A 13,827-nucleotide genomic window follows, 5' to 3' on the forward strand; every position below is an offset into this window, starting at 1 on the left:
TTGGCTGCCTTTTTACCGGTTGATTGTGAAAATTATTTATATGATAAAAAGAATCAATCCAATCCTCAATTATTAAATTTTCAATTAAAGTTTTTTTTAATATTTTTATGGCAACTTGTAATTTATTTTTACAATTTGCGTTTTTTTAGAAAGCAATAGTTATTTTAAAATCATTGTAAATTCAACCGTCATAAGAAGACAATATGCAGTGGTGAGTCAATAAATGCCTAACTACGAAAGATGTTTCCTATCTACATAAGGTGTTTCATTTCTCCTCTAGATTTAGACCAAACCTGAAAAACGCAGTAAGGGGCAATCTAAGCAATAGAAAGAAATGGGAACTAATAAAAATGAATCAACGACTCCTGAGATAGATAAAAACATTAAAGAATTACAGACTAAGAGAGAACAGGAAAAAGAGGATGCATTCGAAAGATTGATTATAGAAATTGTTGTATCATCAACTTTAAAGGAATATTATGAAACGTGCAATAAGATATTTAAGGTTCAGCCAAATGGGACAGAGTAATGGTTCCATAGAAAGGCAGGAACTCTATACTGATCAATGGCTGAAAAACAATAATGTTGAACTTGTTGATACTTTTATTGATCGGGGAAAAAGCGCCAAAACATTTGACCGCCCTGATTTTATTAAATTAAAGGAGTTCATAACCAAACACCATCGAACAGTAGATTATTTGCTTCTAGACCAACTTGATCGTTTTAGCCGTGATGCCGGAGAGGCCATGAGTATGGTCAAGCTTCTTCAACAAAAGTACAACATCCAGGTTGTAAGTGTTACTGAGGGAATTACGTTTGATTATGAAACTCCCGGAAGCTTCTTTAGAGCCGGTTTGCAATTATTGCTAGCCGAAGAAGATAATATCAATAGAAGCATTAAAGTAAAGGGTGGAATCTATACCGCTAAGGCCAAGGAAGGAAGATTTGTTTTTAAAAATGCTCCTTTTGGGTATAGAAAGCAAGGGGAGAGAAAAGACAGAAAATTGGTTATTGAAGAAACAGAAGCTAAGATTATTCAGTTTATTTATGATTCTTACATCAGAAATACACCTCTGTATTTAATAAAAGAACAAGCTCAGCAACTCGGTTTTACTACAAAAGGAAGTATGGCTGTTGAGCGGGTCCTTAAAAACCCTATATATGCAGGACTATTAAAAGTTACTGCATTCAAAGAACATGAAGGTGGGCTTTTTCAGGGCAACCATGAACCTATTATTGATATTACCACATGGAAAATGGTTCAGGAAAAAATGAAAAGACCTGAAAAAATAAGAACAATCTTAGATGATGAAATTCCACTCCGCGGAATTTTAAAATGCCATTGTGGACACCCTTTATCTGGTGCCCCATCAAGAAGCAAATCGGGAAAATACTTCTACTATTACAAATGCAAACACTCCAAACATAATAATATCAGTGCGATAAAAGCCCACGATCAATTTCTGTCCGTTTGTGAGTTAATGAGCTTAAGCCCTTTAAGGGTAAAAAAAATCAAAACAGAAAGCAAACTGAATATTGATAAGGAAATGGAAATTAACCGTAAAAAGATCGGTGAAAAGAAAAAGGAGTTAGATGAAATCGAATCAAGATTATATACGGTTGAAGAAAAATGGATAAAGAATGAAATTAATAAAGATACTTATGATCGTTGGTATTCAACATACAATAAAGACATAATGAATCTAAGAAGGGCAATAGAAAGACTTGGCAAAGATCAAAGTCGTGCATTTAGTATTCTGGAAGATAAATTAGAGTTATTAACAGATCTGCGCTATATCTACTCACATGCCAATACCCTTCAAAAGCGGGAATTTGTTGACCTGGTGTTCGACAGCAACCTTTATTATGAAAAGGGCATCTATCGAACACCTACAATGTTAGGCACCCTATCATATAACCACCTGAAAATGAAAGAGAAAGGATTATTAATATACGAAAAAAAAAAGGATCTTCTTGTAGAAGACCCTCTTAGCGGAGAGAGAGGGATTCGAACCCCCGGACCTGTTACAGTCAATAGTTTTCAAGACTATCGCAATCGACCACTCTGCCATCTCTCCTTAAACTCCGATTACACCGTCGTTTTCAGTGGTGCAAATATAAAGATTTTTTTATTTCTGACAAAATAATTTTGTCAGTCTATGCATAAAAATAGTAAAATTAAATTTCCGGTTGTTGGATTGATTTCTTAATCAAGATCTTAGAAATTGAAAGATATTGATCCTCTCTGAAATTTTATTCTCTATTTTAAAATTTATATACAAATGCATTTACATTCATGCCAGCTCCCACAGATGCAAATAATACCACATCTCCATCGTTGATTTCATGAGCATCTAGCTCATCCTGTAAAATCATGGTTAATAGAGATGGAATTGTAGCCACACTACTATTTCCTAGTTTTTGAATAACCATAGGCATGATGTGTTCCGGCATTGGTGTGTCATATAACTGATAGAACCTTTTTACTATGGCTTCATCCATTTTTTCATTAGCCTGATGTATAATGATTTTGTCAAGTTGACTGACACTATAACCACTGTCATCTAAGCACTTTTTCATAGCAAGAGGTACATTGGAAAGAGCAAATTCGTAAATTTTCCGTCCCTCCATTTTGATATATTTTGTATCCGGACATTTTTCATTATTATATGATTTTCCGAAGTATAAATAATCCTTCTCGTTCAATGTAAAAGATGCTGAAACATGGGATTTTACACCCATATCATCATTGGTAACTTCCAGTATCGCAGCTCCTGCCCCATCAGCATATATCATGCTGTCTCTATCATGAATATCCACGACTCTTGAAAGTGTTTCCGCACCAATAACCAGGCATCTTTTAGCAATACCAGATTTTATAAATGCATTGGCCTGAATCACTCCTTCTATCCATCCGGGGCACCCAAACAATACATCGTATGCTACGCAAAAATTATTTTTTATTTTTAAAAGATGTTTTACCCTTGAGGCAAGACTTGGAACTGCATCTGATTGGACTGTTCCAAAACGTACATCACCAAAATTATGGGCAAATATGATATAATCTAATGTTTCAGGATCAATTCCGGAATTCTTAATGGCTGCCCGTGCAGCAATAAAACCTAAATCAGAAGTAACCTGATCATTACTTGCATATCTTCTCTCTTCAATACCTGTAATGTCTTTTAGCTTACTGGCAATAATGGCATTACTCTCTTTTAATGACTCGCCGCTTTTGTTTATAAAATTGTGTTTATCAAAGAATAAATTGGTAATGGTTTCTGGGGGAATGTAGTTTCCTACACCGATGATTTTACTAGTCATTTAAAAGTTATGATGCTTTAATTCATTTTTGATTTAAGAATTAATTCGTTAAATATAACGATTAAATGTAAAAAAAAGTATCTCGCGAAAAATATTCTCTCATTTTTCTCTTTAATCTGCTATGCATGTCATAGCCATTTTTACATTTAACTTTTAGAAATATTCCTTAATCCCTGATTAGCAGATAGCCAGGAATGCTAACGACCGATTTAAAGATCGATCATAAACTATACTTATCTTATACAGCTGCATCCACAAAAACTTCCTTCGCGTCGTATTTTGTCTCCCAGTCTTCCAGTAGATGTAAGATTGGTAGAAGAGCAAGCCCTTTTTTTGTCAGGGAATACTCAACTCTCGGAGGTAATTCTTTAAATTCTTGTCTAATTAATAACCCATCTTCTTCCATTTCTCTCAACTGATCCGTCAAAACTTTTCTTGAAATAACATGGATACGGGTAGCGATCTGTCCGAAACGCAATACACGGTCTTTAATGACCATCACAATGATCGGTTTCCATTTACTTCCCAATGCTGACATGGCTTTCCCTAGAGGGCAACTGCCTTGGGTCATTTTATTGTGTCTCATAAGTTACTAAGAAGTTACTATTGTTTGTTACGTCAAAGTTACCACAATTTTTTCTTATCCAGGTACAAAAACGAATTATTATTAGTTACTTTGTGTAACAAAAGAATTGACATCATAATAAAATTAATAAAAAATGAGTACAGACGCGTTATTTAGTCCATTTAATTATAAAAATCTACAACTGAAAAACAGAATTGTAATGGCTCCTATGACCAGAGCACAATCAGATAATGGAGTACCAACACAAAAAATAGCCGACTATTATGCACGAAGAGCAGCTTCAGAGGTAGGACTTATCCTTTCCGAAGGAACAGTAATTAACCGACCGGCTTCAAAAAATATGCAGAATATCCCTGACTTCTATGGAACCCAGGCATTAGAAGGCTGGAAAAACGTAATCGATCAGGTTCATCATAACGGGGGTAAAATGGGACCACAAATATGGCATGTTGGTGATACCAGAGCATCAGAAGAATACCCTGAAGTTTCAATGGAGAAAGCTTCCACCATGTCTTTAGAGGATATTCAGGACACTATAAAACAATTTGCAGCTTCTGCTAAGTCAGCAAAAGACCTTGGATTTGACTGTCTTGAAATACACGGAGCCCACGGTTACCTTATCGATCAGTTCTTTTGGGAGGTTACTAATACCAGAACTGATGAATACGGAGGTAAAACAGTAAAAGAAAGAACCCGTTTTGCAACAGATGTTATCAAAGCGATAAGAGCTGCCGTAGGGGAAGATTTTACGATCATCATTCGACTTTCCCAATGGAAACAACAGGATTATAAAAGTAGGTTGGCAACAACGCCTGCTGAGATGGAAGATTGGTTACTTCCTCTGAAAGAAGCAGGTGTAGATATTTTTCATTGTTCACAACGTCGTTTCTGGGAGCCTGAGTTCGAAGGTTCAGATCTTAATTTTGCAGGGTGGGCAAAGAAAATAACCGGACAACCGACCATCACTGTAGGTTCTGTGGGTCTTAAAGGAGATTTCATGTCTGCTTTTGCAGGTGAAAGTTCAGAAAAGTCTGATCTTACAGAATTGGTACGCAGATTAGAAAGAGAAGATTTCGATTTAGTTGCGGTAGGACGTGCCTTATTGAATGACCACCAATGGGTAAAAAAAATAAAAGAAGGAAAAATAGAAGAGCTTTCAGGCTTCGCAGCGGAAAGTATGGGCGTTTTATACTAAACTTCTAAAACTATTTTTCTGTTTTTATATCATAATAATTTTCTTCAATAACCGGAAGCCTGATCTCCTGGCTTCCATATGCAAAAGGATTCTTTAGTGTTTTTAGAAATTACTGGCATAAAAAACCTTCAAATCTTTGATTTGAAGGTTTTATTTCAAAATACTTTTTGAAATTATTTTACAGCAGTTGCTTCCAGTTCAACCGTTAATGTTTCAAATAATCCGGTCACTTCCAGCATGGTAACAGCCTGCTCAATCTTATGCCTGCCTATCCATTCCTGAAGAATAGGAAAATGGGGCCATAGTTCTTTAGTTGATGTAGTATATATATTTAACCTTACAATATTTCTACATTCGTATCCGGCAGTAGTGATTACTTCTTCCAGATTCGCAATGGCCTGCTGAAGCTGAGATTTCATATCCTTATTACTTGATGTTCCATCCGGATCAATAGCCGCCTGACCGGAACAGTATAATGTACTTTCAACATTTTTTACTTCTACAGCCTGCGAGTAGCTGCGTTCTTTTTGCCAATTCCAGGGATTGATTGTTCTTTTTTCCATTGTTTTAACTGTATAAAATTAATAGGACAAAATTGCAATTTATACCCAGGATCATCTCTTGACCTTCATCACGATTATAGAGTGAGGAAGATCACATTTTAAGAAGAAAAGCGACTTAATGTTTCTCTGGAAACACCCAGATAAGAAGCTAAAAGAGACTTTGGAACGCGTTGAACCAATGCTGGATATTTTTCAAGCAATTTATCATACCGTTCTTTAGTATTGGAAGTCATTGTAGAGATAATACGCTGCTGCGCTGCTATAAAACCGAAATAGGCTTTTTCAAGAAAGAAACGTTCCATCTTTGGAAGTTCATTACACAGTTTTCTGTAGTCATTCAGACTTAGGCATAAAACTTCAGTGTCTTCAACACACTCCAGAGACATTGTTGATTTAGTTTGTGTATAAAAAGCCTGAAAATCACTTTCCCACCAATCTTCCATTGCAAACCCAACAATATGACTTTTGTCGGTATCGTCGGTATAGACCAGTTTTAAAAGCCCTTTTAATACGAAATAATTATACATAACTTTCTCTCCCTCCTGTATTAAAAACTGATGTTTTTTATACTTTTTTCTTGTGAAATAAGAGGATACTAATGCAAACTCTTCATCGCTAAGAGGAATAACTTTTTCAATATGTATTCTTAATGGATCCTGCATCGTTTATAGTTACAAAAATATAAAAGTACTACTTTTACTCTTTTTGATCATCTTTATTTATGGGATGTCACGTTTTCACCCTCTTTTGGGTCTTAAAAAGAAATAGCATGCAGGAAAATTACCGTCAACTTTTAACGTACGCTTATAATATTACAGGTTCTTACGAGGATGCTCAGGATCTTGTGCAAGATGTGCTGGAAAAATATATTTCACTGGATAAAACCGATATACGGAATGAAAAGAACTTTTTAATCAAAAGTACGATCAATCATGCCATTAACTTTAAAAACAGGCACACCAAAAAAATGGTGTATGGTGAATGGCTACCTGAACCTTTATCCCTTGAAAATGCAGAAACTAAGCTTATAAAAGAACAAACAGCTCGTTATACGTTGCTCGTACTTTTAGAACGCCTGTCTGGAAAAGAGCGTGCCGTATATATTTTAAAGGAAGGTTTTGATTATTCGCATCAGGAGATTGCCGAAGTTCTTGATATTTCTGTAGAAAATTCAAGAAAAATACTGAGTAGAGCTGGTAAACAGCTTCAAAATGTACAGTATATACCGGATCACATCAACTCATCCATTCCTAATGAAACGCTTTCCCAATATCAAAGGGCATTAAGCGAAGGAAGTATTTCTATGCTTGAAGAGCTATTATTAAATGACATCAGGCTTTCTGCAGATGGAGGGCAGCGGGTTCGTGTTATAAAAGCTGTTGAAGTTGGAAAATCAGCCACTGCTACTCTACTTGCCTATGTACAACAGCAATTTCTTAATCAAAAACCCTATACTTTTCATATTTTCAATCATCAGCACGCTATTTGCTTTTGGCGGGAAAATCAGATCTACAATTGTCACATTTTAGATATTGACCATGAAGGCATGATTCGGGAAATCTACTCTATCGTTGATCCTGAAAAATTAAAAAAATTGGTATAATCGTCACGTTTTAGAAGAGCTGCTTGTCTTTAATAAAAAAGCAAACATGACTACACTTCTCCGTATTGACAGCAGCCTCCGGATGAAAGATTCTTATTCCCGTTCAATGGGTGACTATTTTGTTCAGCAATGGAAAATAAAACACCCGAATGGAAAGATCATCGAAAGGGATGTGACCTTAGAACCTACGCCCCATTTAACACAGGAAACCGTAAATGGATTTTTTGATGAAACCCTTTATTCTGAACATCTTAAACTATCGGATCAGTTGATTGAGGAATTATATATCAGTGATGAGATCCTTATCACCTGTCCTATGTATAATTATGGAATCCCTTCTTCATTAAAGGCTTATTTCGATCTGGTTGTCCGGACAAAAAAAACATTTACCTATGATAATAATGGTATAAAAGGATTACTCCTGAACAAAAGAGCATTTATTATTTCTACAATGGGTATCCTTCAACCCATCATACAGAAACAAAATCCTATTGAAATCCAACTAACCAGTATTTTTAATCAGCTTGGAATTATGGAGATTACCTATTTTCCAATGGATGGAATGATAAATCCAGATGATGCCGGAGTGAAAATTGAACAGCAGAGAAAACAAATAAACCAACATTTAATTATTAAGAACATGAAAGATATACAACAAGCCATTGAAAGCTTTATCAAAGCTGGCGATAACAGTGATATCGTGCTTATGGAGGAAATCCTTCACAAAGACTATCAAAATATCCAGGATGGATTCTTTGATCAGAAAGGGATTTTTATTATTTCTAAAAAAGAATACATTGATCATATCAGAAACAAAACATTTGGGGGAAGACCGAGAACCATTTCTTTTGAATCTGTTGAACAAAAAGGAAATATTGCCATTGCTAAATTAACTTTGGAAAGTGATATTGTCAGATTTAAATCCACCATCGTTTGTGTACTGGAAAACGATAAATGGAAAGTAATCACCAATATTCCGGTTATAGAAAAAAGATAAGCTTAACAATAATTCAATTAAAATCAATATAGGAAGACTGATCAGTCCTACATTGATTTTAATTATTAATCGGTTTTAGCAATTGAATCCATCGAAATAATGTGTTTTACAGATCTAAAAATTTTAAGGAGATTTGCAATAGAATAATTGAAGCCATTTAATTACTTCTTCAACTTAAAAATAAATAAGAATGTCAGCACAACCAGTTATTGCCCTTTTATTTCCCGGAGATATGGGAACTCAAATTGTGAAAGAATTGATCCGAAATAACTATAATGTGATTACTGCCGGAGAAGGCAGGTCACAGAAAACTTTACAAAACATAAAGGATTCCGGGATTATTGACAGAGGTTCATTGCAAAGTGTAGTTGAGCAGGCAGATATTATTCTTTCTTTAAGCAGTCCTGAAGCAAGTCTGGAGCTTGCAAAAAATACGGTTTCCTGCTTAAAAAACACCAATAACCATCCGATTTACATAGACCTGAATTCCAATACTCCTGAAATTGCCTTATCCATTGAGAATCTGTTTTCTTCTATAAACATCAGATTTATAAACGGAGCGGTGATGGGAGCCTCAAAAGACATTCCTGATAATTCTACATTGATCGTAAGTGGCATGTACAGAAATTTATTTATTGATCAATTTTCGGAAATTTTTAAAGTAAAAGATGCAGGTGATAAAACGGAGGCAGCATCTGCCTACAAATTATTGTTTTCCATGGTGAATAAGGGAATGAATGCTTTATTCTTTGAAACAATGACTGCAGCAGCTCATTTTGGTATTCTTGATGAACTAAATGAGAGTCTAAAAGAGTTTCTTCCTGGTACCTATCAGGATCTTGTAAAAACAACGCCCACCTATCCACAACATATTTTCAGGAGAATTGATGAAATGAAAGGGCTTACTGAAATGTTAAAAAATGAAAACTTACCGAATATGGTAGCTTCTGGAATTGCAGGGACTTTTGAAAGGGTGTACAAATCTGGTATTTTTAAAGACGAAAAATTTGAAGGGGTTATCGATACCTTACAAAGCTTTAAAAAGTTGCATTAAAAAACGTCTACATTTTATAAGTACCAAACAATTTATCCCAAATAGAGGTATAGAAACCGAAGTTTTTAGTTTCATCCAGATGATGCTGATTATGAAACTGGGTCGTTCCTACAAAATATGTATTGAATCTTGCAGGAAAAAATTCTTTATTTAAATGCCCGATGGTTCCCCAGATAAGGTTGATAAAAAGATAAAGAGTTATTGAAATCACAGAGAAATCATAGCCTATTAATAATGCCAATATCATTAATCCAAAACCTATAGTCTCTGCCGGATGCAATACGAAAAGACTTAAAAAATTAGTGTTCACATGTTCGTGGTGTTTACCATGAAGCCTCTTGTACACAAATGGTATGTGAGCTGCATAATGAAACAGATACATACAAAAATCCATGAGGAGGACTAAAGCTACAACTTGTAAAAAAATTGAAACTGCTGAAAAATTGTCATCGAGTTCGATCCAGTTATTTTTCCATAAGAAAACGCCTAGCAGCATTACAAAGCTATTGCAAACAATTGTAAGAATGCTTAAATAAAAATCAGAACGTACTATGGGATGACTGAAATGCTGCAGTTTATTTTTACGACAGGTCTTTTCAATAAAGACATATAATCCTATTGAAAATAAGTATAGAGCGATATTGACTGCCAAACTAAACCCAATCCACTCTGACAAGGAAAAATGTTCAAGTATTTTCAAATATTCTGTAAAACTCCAACGATTAAAATTCATCATCTATCAGACTCTTGTATACGTGTATAAAAGTATGAATTTCAAAGGTAATTTGCATCAGAAAAGTGAAAAATCAGGATAATAATATTTTAATTTTATGTGTCAATTTTAGTGATTTCAATAAAAAAATGAATCCAAAAACTATACTACAACTATATATTAATTATGAAAAAATTATATTAGTAAATCACATAATTTATTTTGTCCACTCCGGTATTTCCAGTTTTCGGATCAAAAGCATAAACAAATATTTCATAATTCCCGGGTGAAGAGATTGATACGCTGCCTTCAAAAAGATTAGTAGAAATTAATGATAAACTGGTTTCACTAATTAGTTTTCCATCTTTATTAATGATAGCCTTTGTTTCAAATTTATCGGAGTCCCAGACTCCGCCTTTATCGATCACACAGCCACACATCATTACAATATTAGCCTGAATTTGAAATGGTTTTCCACTAATAGAATTTAAGCCAATATACTGATGGGTCCGGGGTTTTAAAATATCAATAATAAAGCCTGGTATTTCCAGAATAATTCCATCGCCTAGAATATCTTTACCGGGAATTACCCAGATTTCTGTACTGACTTTAGCTTGTGCTTGCTTATGATTAAAAGGTGAAAATACTTCAATGCTCACAAACGTCGGTTCATCAATATGTAGAGTCGCCAGAAACTTGCCTGTAGTATCATCTGCAATAGAGCTTTCTCTATGTTTTGGAGCCTTCATGATCAAATCAGTATTCCCGGTGCTTCCACTTGTTTTTCCTTCAGCCAGAATCGTATTATTGATCTTATTTCTGATAATTACATAGGCTCCACCTAAAGAGCTTCCTATAAATTTTGCATCTTTTGCTTTTGCCCTAATTGTAATTTTTGTCTCTTTGGCGTAAGAAAATAGACAAAACATGGTAAGAAGGAGTATTAAATATTTTTTCATGAGGATTATTTTAAATGGTTTTTATATTCCTGTTTAAATCGATAATAAAACGAAGTTTCCTCCAGTGCTGATTCTATGTCATCCAGATAATTTAAAATGCTTAGATCTTCTTGCAGTACATTTAAGATTGCTGCTTCGCAGCTGTTCCAAAGAATTTCAAACTCAGGCATTAACTGGATTGCTTTGGGAGAAAGTGACACGATCTGTTTTCGTTTGTCTGATTGATCTTTTTTTACAATCAGGTATCCATTGCTGTTCATTTTTTTTACGGTGATGACAATAGACGGATGTGAATAGCCCAGGCTTTCAGCAATATCAATAAGAGACAGTTCACCCTTATCTCTCAGTATCATAAAAACGAGATACCAGTTGGGCTCAATATCATAATCGAGGTCTTTATAAAGCTTTTTTACACTATAAGCCATCTTTTCACTTATCCTCTTAAAACGGGAATCAAGTGCTTTATAACCAAGTTCTTTTATAAAATCATTATTCATTAAAAATAAAATTTCTGATGATCAAATATATAAAAATATATACAACTATATAGTTAACTATATTTATTTTTAATTATTTTTTTAATAAAGAATAAAAGAAAAAGGATCTTCATACTGAAGACCCTTTGTATATTAAATTTCAAAGTTACTTAATGATAACTTTAATCTTTCATGTATTTTGCTACTTTTTCTTCCAAATCATCTAAATTGAATGGTTTTGCAATATAATCATCTGCCTGAGCACTTTCGGCTAATGAATTAATATCATTATTGGCTGTAATATAGATCACAGGAATCTTTTTGAATTCTTCATGACTCTTAAGCAGTTTTGTTGCCTCTACTCCACCAATATTGGGAATCCAGTTATCCATTAAAATTACATCAGGTTGAAATTGTGAAACTTTGTCAATAATGTCATGTGATGTTTCAGAAATTCCAACTTCGTAACCACTTTCTTCAAAAATGATGGTAGCTACGTCTAAAATCGTTTTATCATCGTCAAAAATCAAAATTTTCTTCTTGTTCATATATGGTTAGTTTTAATTTTAAAGCTTATTTAAAGTATTCAATTGATTAATATGTGTTGCCAGATCCTGTGGAGTAATGATCAGATCATAGGCGACTCCATCTACAGCATGTTTTGGCATATAGTTCACTTCGGCCGTATCAGGATCCTGAATCCAGACTTCACCACCGTTTTTCTTGATGTATTGTAAGCCTTCTACACCATCTGCATTGGCACCTGACAGCAGTATACCAACAAGACTTTTCCCATACATCTCTGCTGCAGATTTAAATGTCACATCTATCGACGGACGGGAATAGTTCATTTTCTCAGAACTGTCGAGTGACACCAATTGCTTATTTTCAAACAACAGATGGTAGTCGGCGGGAACAATATAAATATGGTTATTTAGTATTTCTTCTTTATCTTCTATTTCAGATACTTCAATGGAGGAAAACTGCTGTAACAAGGTTGGTAATATACTTGTGGATTGCACTTTACGATGAACAACCAATAGTATAGTAAAGCTGATCTTCTGGTCAAGCTTTTTGATCATATCTAAAATAACCTCCAAGCTTCCCGCAGAACCTCCTATGACAACCAATTCAATATTTACACTCATCTTTCTGTTTTAATTATAATCTACTTTCTTCCAGATCTTCTGATCATCCGCCTGATGATAAGACTTACCTAAATTAGAGAATCTCAATGTTTCCTTAGAACCTAAGGCCAGATAGCCCAGATTTTCCAAACTATCATCAAAAAGATGAAATACACGTTCCTGCAATTCTTTATCAAAGTAAATCAATACATTACGGCATATAATCAACTGAAAGCTATTAAAGGAACTGTCGGACACCAGATTATGGGTTGACAGAATTAATTTCTGCTGCAGACTCTTATCAAATCTTGCTCCATCATAATTCGCCGTGTAATAATCAGAAAAATCTTTTTTTCCTCCGGAGAGAATATAATTTTCAGAATATAATTTCATCTGTTGTAATGGAAAAACACCTGCTCTTGCTGTTTCTAGTACGGAAGGATTAATATCTGTTGCGTAGATCAGTGATTTTTGATAGAGATTGGCCTCTTTAAGTAATATAGCCATGGAATACGCTTCCTCACCTGTTGAACATCCGGCTACCCAAATTCTGATCAAAGGATAGGTTCCCAGTTGTGGCAGTATCTTTTCCCTTAATGCTTTAAAAAAATAGGGATCACGAAACATCTCTGTAACATTCACTGTAATTTCTTCAATAAAATGCTTGAGATAATCGGGATCATTGAGAACGGTATACCGAAGTTCTGCAAAACTGATAAATTTATCGATCAGACAGATCCTATTCACTCTACGTTTGAAGGAAGCTCTACTGTATAGCGAAAAATCATATCCGTATAGCTCATAAACATCTTTTATAAGACATTCTACCTCTTCATCTTTTACAATACTCGGTTCTAGCATTTAGGATAGTTTTTCTATAGCTGTTAATAATAAATCTACATCAATAGGTTTTTTCACATAATCCTGTGCACCTACATCCAGACATTTCTGCCGATCTTCCTGCATAGCCTGTGCCGTAACTGCAATGATAGGTATCTTACTAATAGATGGTGTATTACGAATAATTTTAATGGCCTCATAACCATCCATCTCGGGCATCATCATATCCATCAACACCACAGAAATCTGATCATCCTTCTGTAAAAGCTGAATGGCTTCCTCCGCCATAGTACAGCTTTCCATCTGATAACCACGGGCTTTCAGTGTTAATTTAAGTGCAAATATATTTCGTGGATCATCATCCACAATCAAAATTTTCTTATTCATCAGA

General features: G+C 34.6%; 16 protein-coding genes, 1 tRNA gene and 1 pseudogene. 6 read left to right on the plus strand and 12 right to left on the minus strand.

Translation table 11 applies throughout. The features are described from left to right. The first annotated feature begins 334 nt into the window (after positions 1 to 334). Together AC3WRL_RS00340 and AC3WRL_RS00345 are read left to right on the plus strand one after the other, a co-directional pair. Complete coding sequence (locus AC3WRL_RS00340; RefSeq protein WP_492329465.1) at positions 335 to 529, plus strand: hypothetical protein; 195 nt, start codon at positions 335 to 337, stop codon at positions 527 to 529. Beyond that, positions 516 to 1,268, plus strand: a pseudogene (locus tag AC3WRL_RS00345) (recombinase family protein); the annotation flags it as partial. The gene AC3WRL_RS00340 and the pseudogene AC3WRL_RS00345, both read left to right, overlap by 14 nt. 725 nt (positions 1,269 to 1,993) lie before the next feature. Here AC3WRL_RS00345 and AC3WRL_RS00350 read toward each other — a convergent pair. The 3 genes from AC3WRL_RS00350 to AC3WRL_RS00360 all read right to left on the minus strand — a co-directional run bounded on the left by AC3WRL_RS00350 (position 1,994) and on the right by AC3WRL_RS00360 (position 3,910). Next, positions 1,994 to 2,078, minus strand: a tRNA-Ser gene (locus AC3WRL_RS00350). A gap of 187 nt (positions 2,079 to 2,265) precedes the next feature. Then, positions 2,266 to 3,324, minus strand: coding sequence for a 3-oxoacyl-ACP synthase III family protein (locus tag AC3WRL_RS00355; RefSeq protein ID WP_492329466.1), 1,059 nt, complete (start codon positions 3,322 to 3,324; stop codon positions 2,266 to 2,268). A gap of 238 nt (positions 3,325 to 3,562) precedes the next feature. Next, complete coding sequence (locus AC3WRL_RS00360; RefSeq protein WP_214834230.1) at positions 3,563 to 3,910, minus strand: winged helix-turn-helix transcriptional regulator; 348 nt, start codon at positions 3,908 to 3,910, stop codon at positions 3,563 to 3,565. Between the two features lie 133 nt (positions 3,911 to 4,043). Here AC3WRL_RS00360 and AC3WRL_RS00365 point away from each other — a divergent pair, with 133 nt between their 5' ends. Continuing rightward, the gene (locus AC3WRL_RS00365) at positions 4,044 to 5,105 is read left to right on the plus strand and encodes an NADH:flavin oxidoreductase (RefSeq protein WP_492329467.1); all 1,062 of its coding nucleotides are present in this window, start codon (positions 4,044 to 4,046) and stop codon (positions 5,103 to 5,105) included. Positions 5,106 to 5,278: 173 nt separating this feature from the next. On the opposite strand, the gene AC3WRL_RS00370 is transcribed toward AC3WRL_RS00365, so the two are convergent. After that, a complete protein-coding gene (locus AC3WRL_RS00370; protein ID WP_214834224.1) occupies positions 5,279 to 5,668 on the minus strand; it encodes a RidA family protein in 390 nt (129 codons plus the stop codon). A gap of 98 nt (positions 5,669 to 5,766) precedes the next feature. Next, positions 5,767 to 6,330: a Crp/Fnr family transcriptional regulator gene (locus AC3WRL_RS00375; protein ID WP_214834221.1), complete on the minus strand. Its 564-nt coding sequence runs from the start codon at positions 6,328 to 6,330 to the stop codon at positions 5,767 to 5,769. A 107-nt stretch (positions 6,331 to 6,437) separates the two neighbouring features. Here AC3WRL_RS00375 and AC3WRL_RS00380 point away from each other — a divergent pair, with 107 nt between their 5' ends. The 3 genes from AC3WRL_RS00380 to AC3WRL_RS00390 all read left to right on the plus strand — a co-directional run bounded on the left by AC3WRL_RS00380 (position 6,438) and on the right by AC3WRL_RS00390 (position 9,322). Further along, positions 6,438 to 7,271, plus strand: coding sequence for a sigma-70 family RNA polymerase sigma factor (locus AC3WRL_RS00380; RefSeq protein WP_261511672.1), 834 nt, complete (start codon positions 6,438 to 6,440; stop codon positions 7,269 to 7,271). A 46-nt stretch (positions 7,272 to 7,317) separates the two neighbouring features. Then, positions 7,318 to 8,268 (plus strand): NAD(P)H-dependent oxidoreductase, encoded by a 951-nt coding sequence (locus tag AC3WRL_RS00385; RefSeq protein ID WP_261511671.1) that lies wholly within the window; start codon positions 7,318 to 7,320, stop codon positions 8,266 to 8,268. A 190-nt stretch (positions 8,269 to 8,458) separates the two neighbouring features. Beyond that, entirely contained in the window at positions 8,459 to 9,322 is an 864-nt protein-coding gene (locus AC3WRL_RS00390; RefSeq protein WP_492329468.1) for an NAD(P)-dependent oxidoreductase, read from the plus strand. A 7-nt stretch (positions 9,323 to 9,329) separates the two neighbouring features. Here the strand turns inward: AC3WRL_RS00390 and AC3WRL_RS00395 are convergent, their stop codons facing one another. The 7 genes from AC3WRL_RS00395 to AC3WRL_RS00425 form a co-directional block, all read right to left on the minus strand. After that, positions 9,330 to 10,058 (minus strand): sterol desaturase family protein, encoded by a 729-nt coding sequence (locus AC3WRL_RS00395; protein ID WP_261511669.1) that lies wholly within the window; start codon positions 10,056 to 10,058, stop codon positions 9,330 to 9,332. 176 nt (positions 10,059 to 10,234) lie between these two features. Then, positions 10,235 to 10,993 carry a hypothetical protein gene (locus AC3WRL_RS00400; protein ID WP_261511668.1) on the minus strand — a complete coding sequence of 253 codons (759 nt, stop codon included), beginning with the start codon at positions 10,991 to 10,993 and terminating at the stop codon, positions 10,235 to 10,237. 5 nt (positions 10,994 to 10,998) lie between these two features. Continuing rightward, positions 10,999 to 11,490, minus strand: a complete 492-nt coding sequence (locus AC3WRL_RS00405; protein WP_261511667.1) for a MarR family winged helix-turn-helix transcriptional regulator — start codon at positions 11,488 to 11,490, stop codon at positions 10,999 to 11,001. A 161-nt stretch (positions 11,491 to 11,651) separates the two neighbouring features. Beyond that, positions 11,652 to 12,017, minus strand: a complete 366-nt coding sequence (locus tag AC3WRL_RS00410; protein ID WP_214834203.1) for a response regulator — start codon at positions 12,015 to 12,017, stop codon at positions 11,652 to 11,654. An 18-nt stretch (positions 12,018 to 12,035) separates the two neighbouring features. Further along, positions 12,036 to 12,617, minus strand: a complete 582-nt coding sequence (locus AC3WRL_RS00415) for a chemotaxis protein CheB (RefSeq protein WP_261511666.1) — start codon at positions 12,615 to 12,617, stop codon at positions 12,036 to 12,038. 9 nt (positions 12,618 to 12,626) lie between these two features. Next, positions 12,627 to 13,457, minus strand: a complete 831-nt coding sequence (locus tag AC3WRL_RS00420) for a CheR family methyltransferase (protein WP_492329469.1) — start codon at positions 13,455 to 13,457, stop codon at positions 12,627 to 12,629. Further along, complete coding sequence (locus AC3WRL_RS00425; protein WP_214834194.1) at positions 13,458 to 13,823, minus strand: response regulator; 366 nt, start codon at positions 13,821 to 13,823, stop codon at positions 13,458 to 13,460. Between the last annotated feature and the right edge of the window lie 4 nt (positions 13,824 to 13,827).

The sequence above is a fragment of the Chryseobacterium sp. FW101-FHT12H09 genome (assembly GCF_058790395.1).

Excerpts from the sequence above, each read along its gene's own strand:
- AC3WRL_RS00340 (WP_492329465.1), top strand. The coding sequence starts at position 335 with ATGGGAACTAATAAAAATGAATCAACGACTCCTGAGATAGATAAAAAC.
- AC3WRL_RS00355 (WP_492329466.1), bottom strand. The coding sequence starts at position 3,324 with ATGACTAGTAAAATCATCGGTGTAGGAAACTACATTCCCCCAGAAACC.
- AC3WRL_RS00360 (WP_214834230.1), bottom strand. The coding sequence starts at position 3,910 with ATGAGACACAATAAAATGACCCAAGGCAGTTGCCCTCTAGGGAAAGCC.
- AC3WRL_RS00365 (WP_492329467.1), top strand. The coding sequence starts at position 4,044 with ATGAGTACAGACGCGTTATTTAGTCCATTTAATTATAAAAATCTACAA.
- AC3WRL_RS00370 (WP_214834224.1), bottom strand. The coding sequence starts at position 5,668 with ATGGAAAAAAGAACAATCAATCCCTGGAATTGGCAAAAAGAACGCAGC.
- AC3WRL_RS00375 (WP_214834221.1), bottom strand. The coding sequence starts at position 6,330 with ATGCAGGATCCATTAAGAATACATATTGAAAAAGTTATTCCTCTTAGC.
- AC3WRL_RS00380 (WP_261511672.1), top strand. The coding sequence starts at position 6,438 with ATGCAGGAAAATTACCGTCAACTTTTAACGTACGCTTATAATATTACA.
- AC3WRL_RS00385 (WP_261511671.1), top strand. The coding sequence starts at position 7,318 with ATGACTACACTTCTCCGTATTGACAGCAGCCTCCGGATGAAAGATTCT.
- AC3WRL_RS00390 (WP_492329468.1), top strand. The coding sequence starts at position 8,459 with ATGTCAGCACAACCAGTTATTGCCCTTTTATTTCCCGGAGATATGGGA.
- AC3WRL_RS00395 (WP_261511669.1), bottom strand. The coding sequence starts at position 10,058 with ATGATGAATTTTAATCGTTGGAGTTTTACAGAATATTTGAAAATACTT.
- AC3WRL_RS00400 (WP_261511668.1), bottom strand. The coding sequence starts at position 10,993 with ATGAAAAAATATTTAATACTCCTTCTTACCATGTTTTGTCTATTTTCT.
- AC3WRL_RS00405 (WP_261511667.1), bottom strand. The coding sequence starts at position 11,490 with ATGAATAATGATTTTATAAAAGAACTTGGTTATAAAGCACTTGATTCC.
- AC3WRL_RS00410 (WP_214834203.1), bottom strand. The coding sequence starts at position 12,017 with ATGAACAAGAAGAAAATTTTGATTTTTGACGATGATAAAACGATTTTA.
- AC3WRL_RS00415 (WP_261511666.1), bottom strand. The coding sequence starts at position 12,617 with ATGAGTGTAAATATTGAATTGGTTGTCATAGGAGGTTCTGCGGGAAGC.
- AC3WRL_RS00420 (WP_492329469.1), bottom strand. The coding sequence starts at position 13,457 with ATGCTAGAACCGAGTATTGTAAAAGATGAAGAGGTAGAATGTCTTATA.
- AC3WRL_RS00425 (WP_214834194.1), bottom strand. The coding sequence starts at position 13,823 with ATGAATAAGAAAATTTTGATTGTGGATGATGATCCACGAAATATATTT.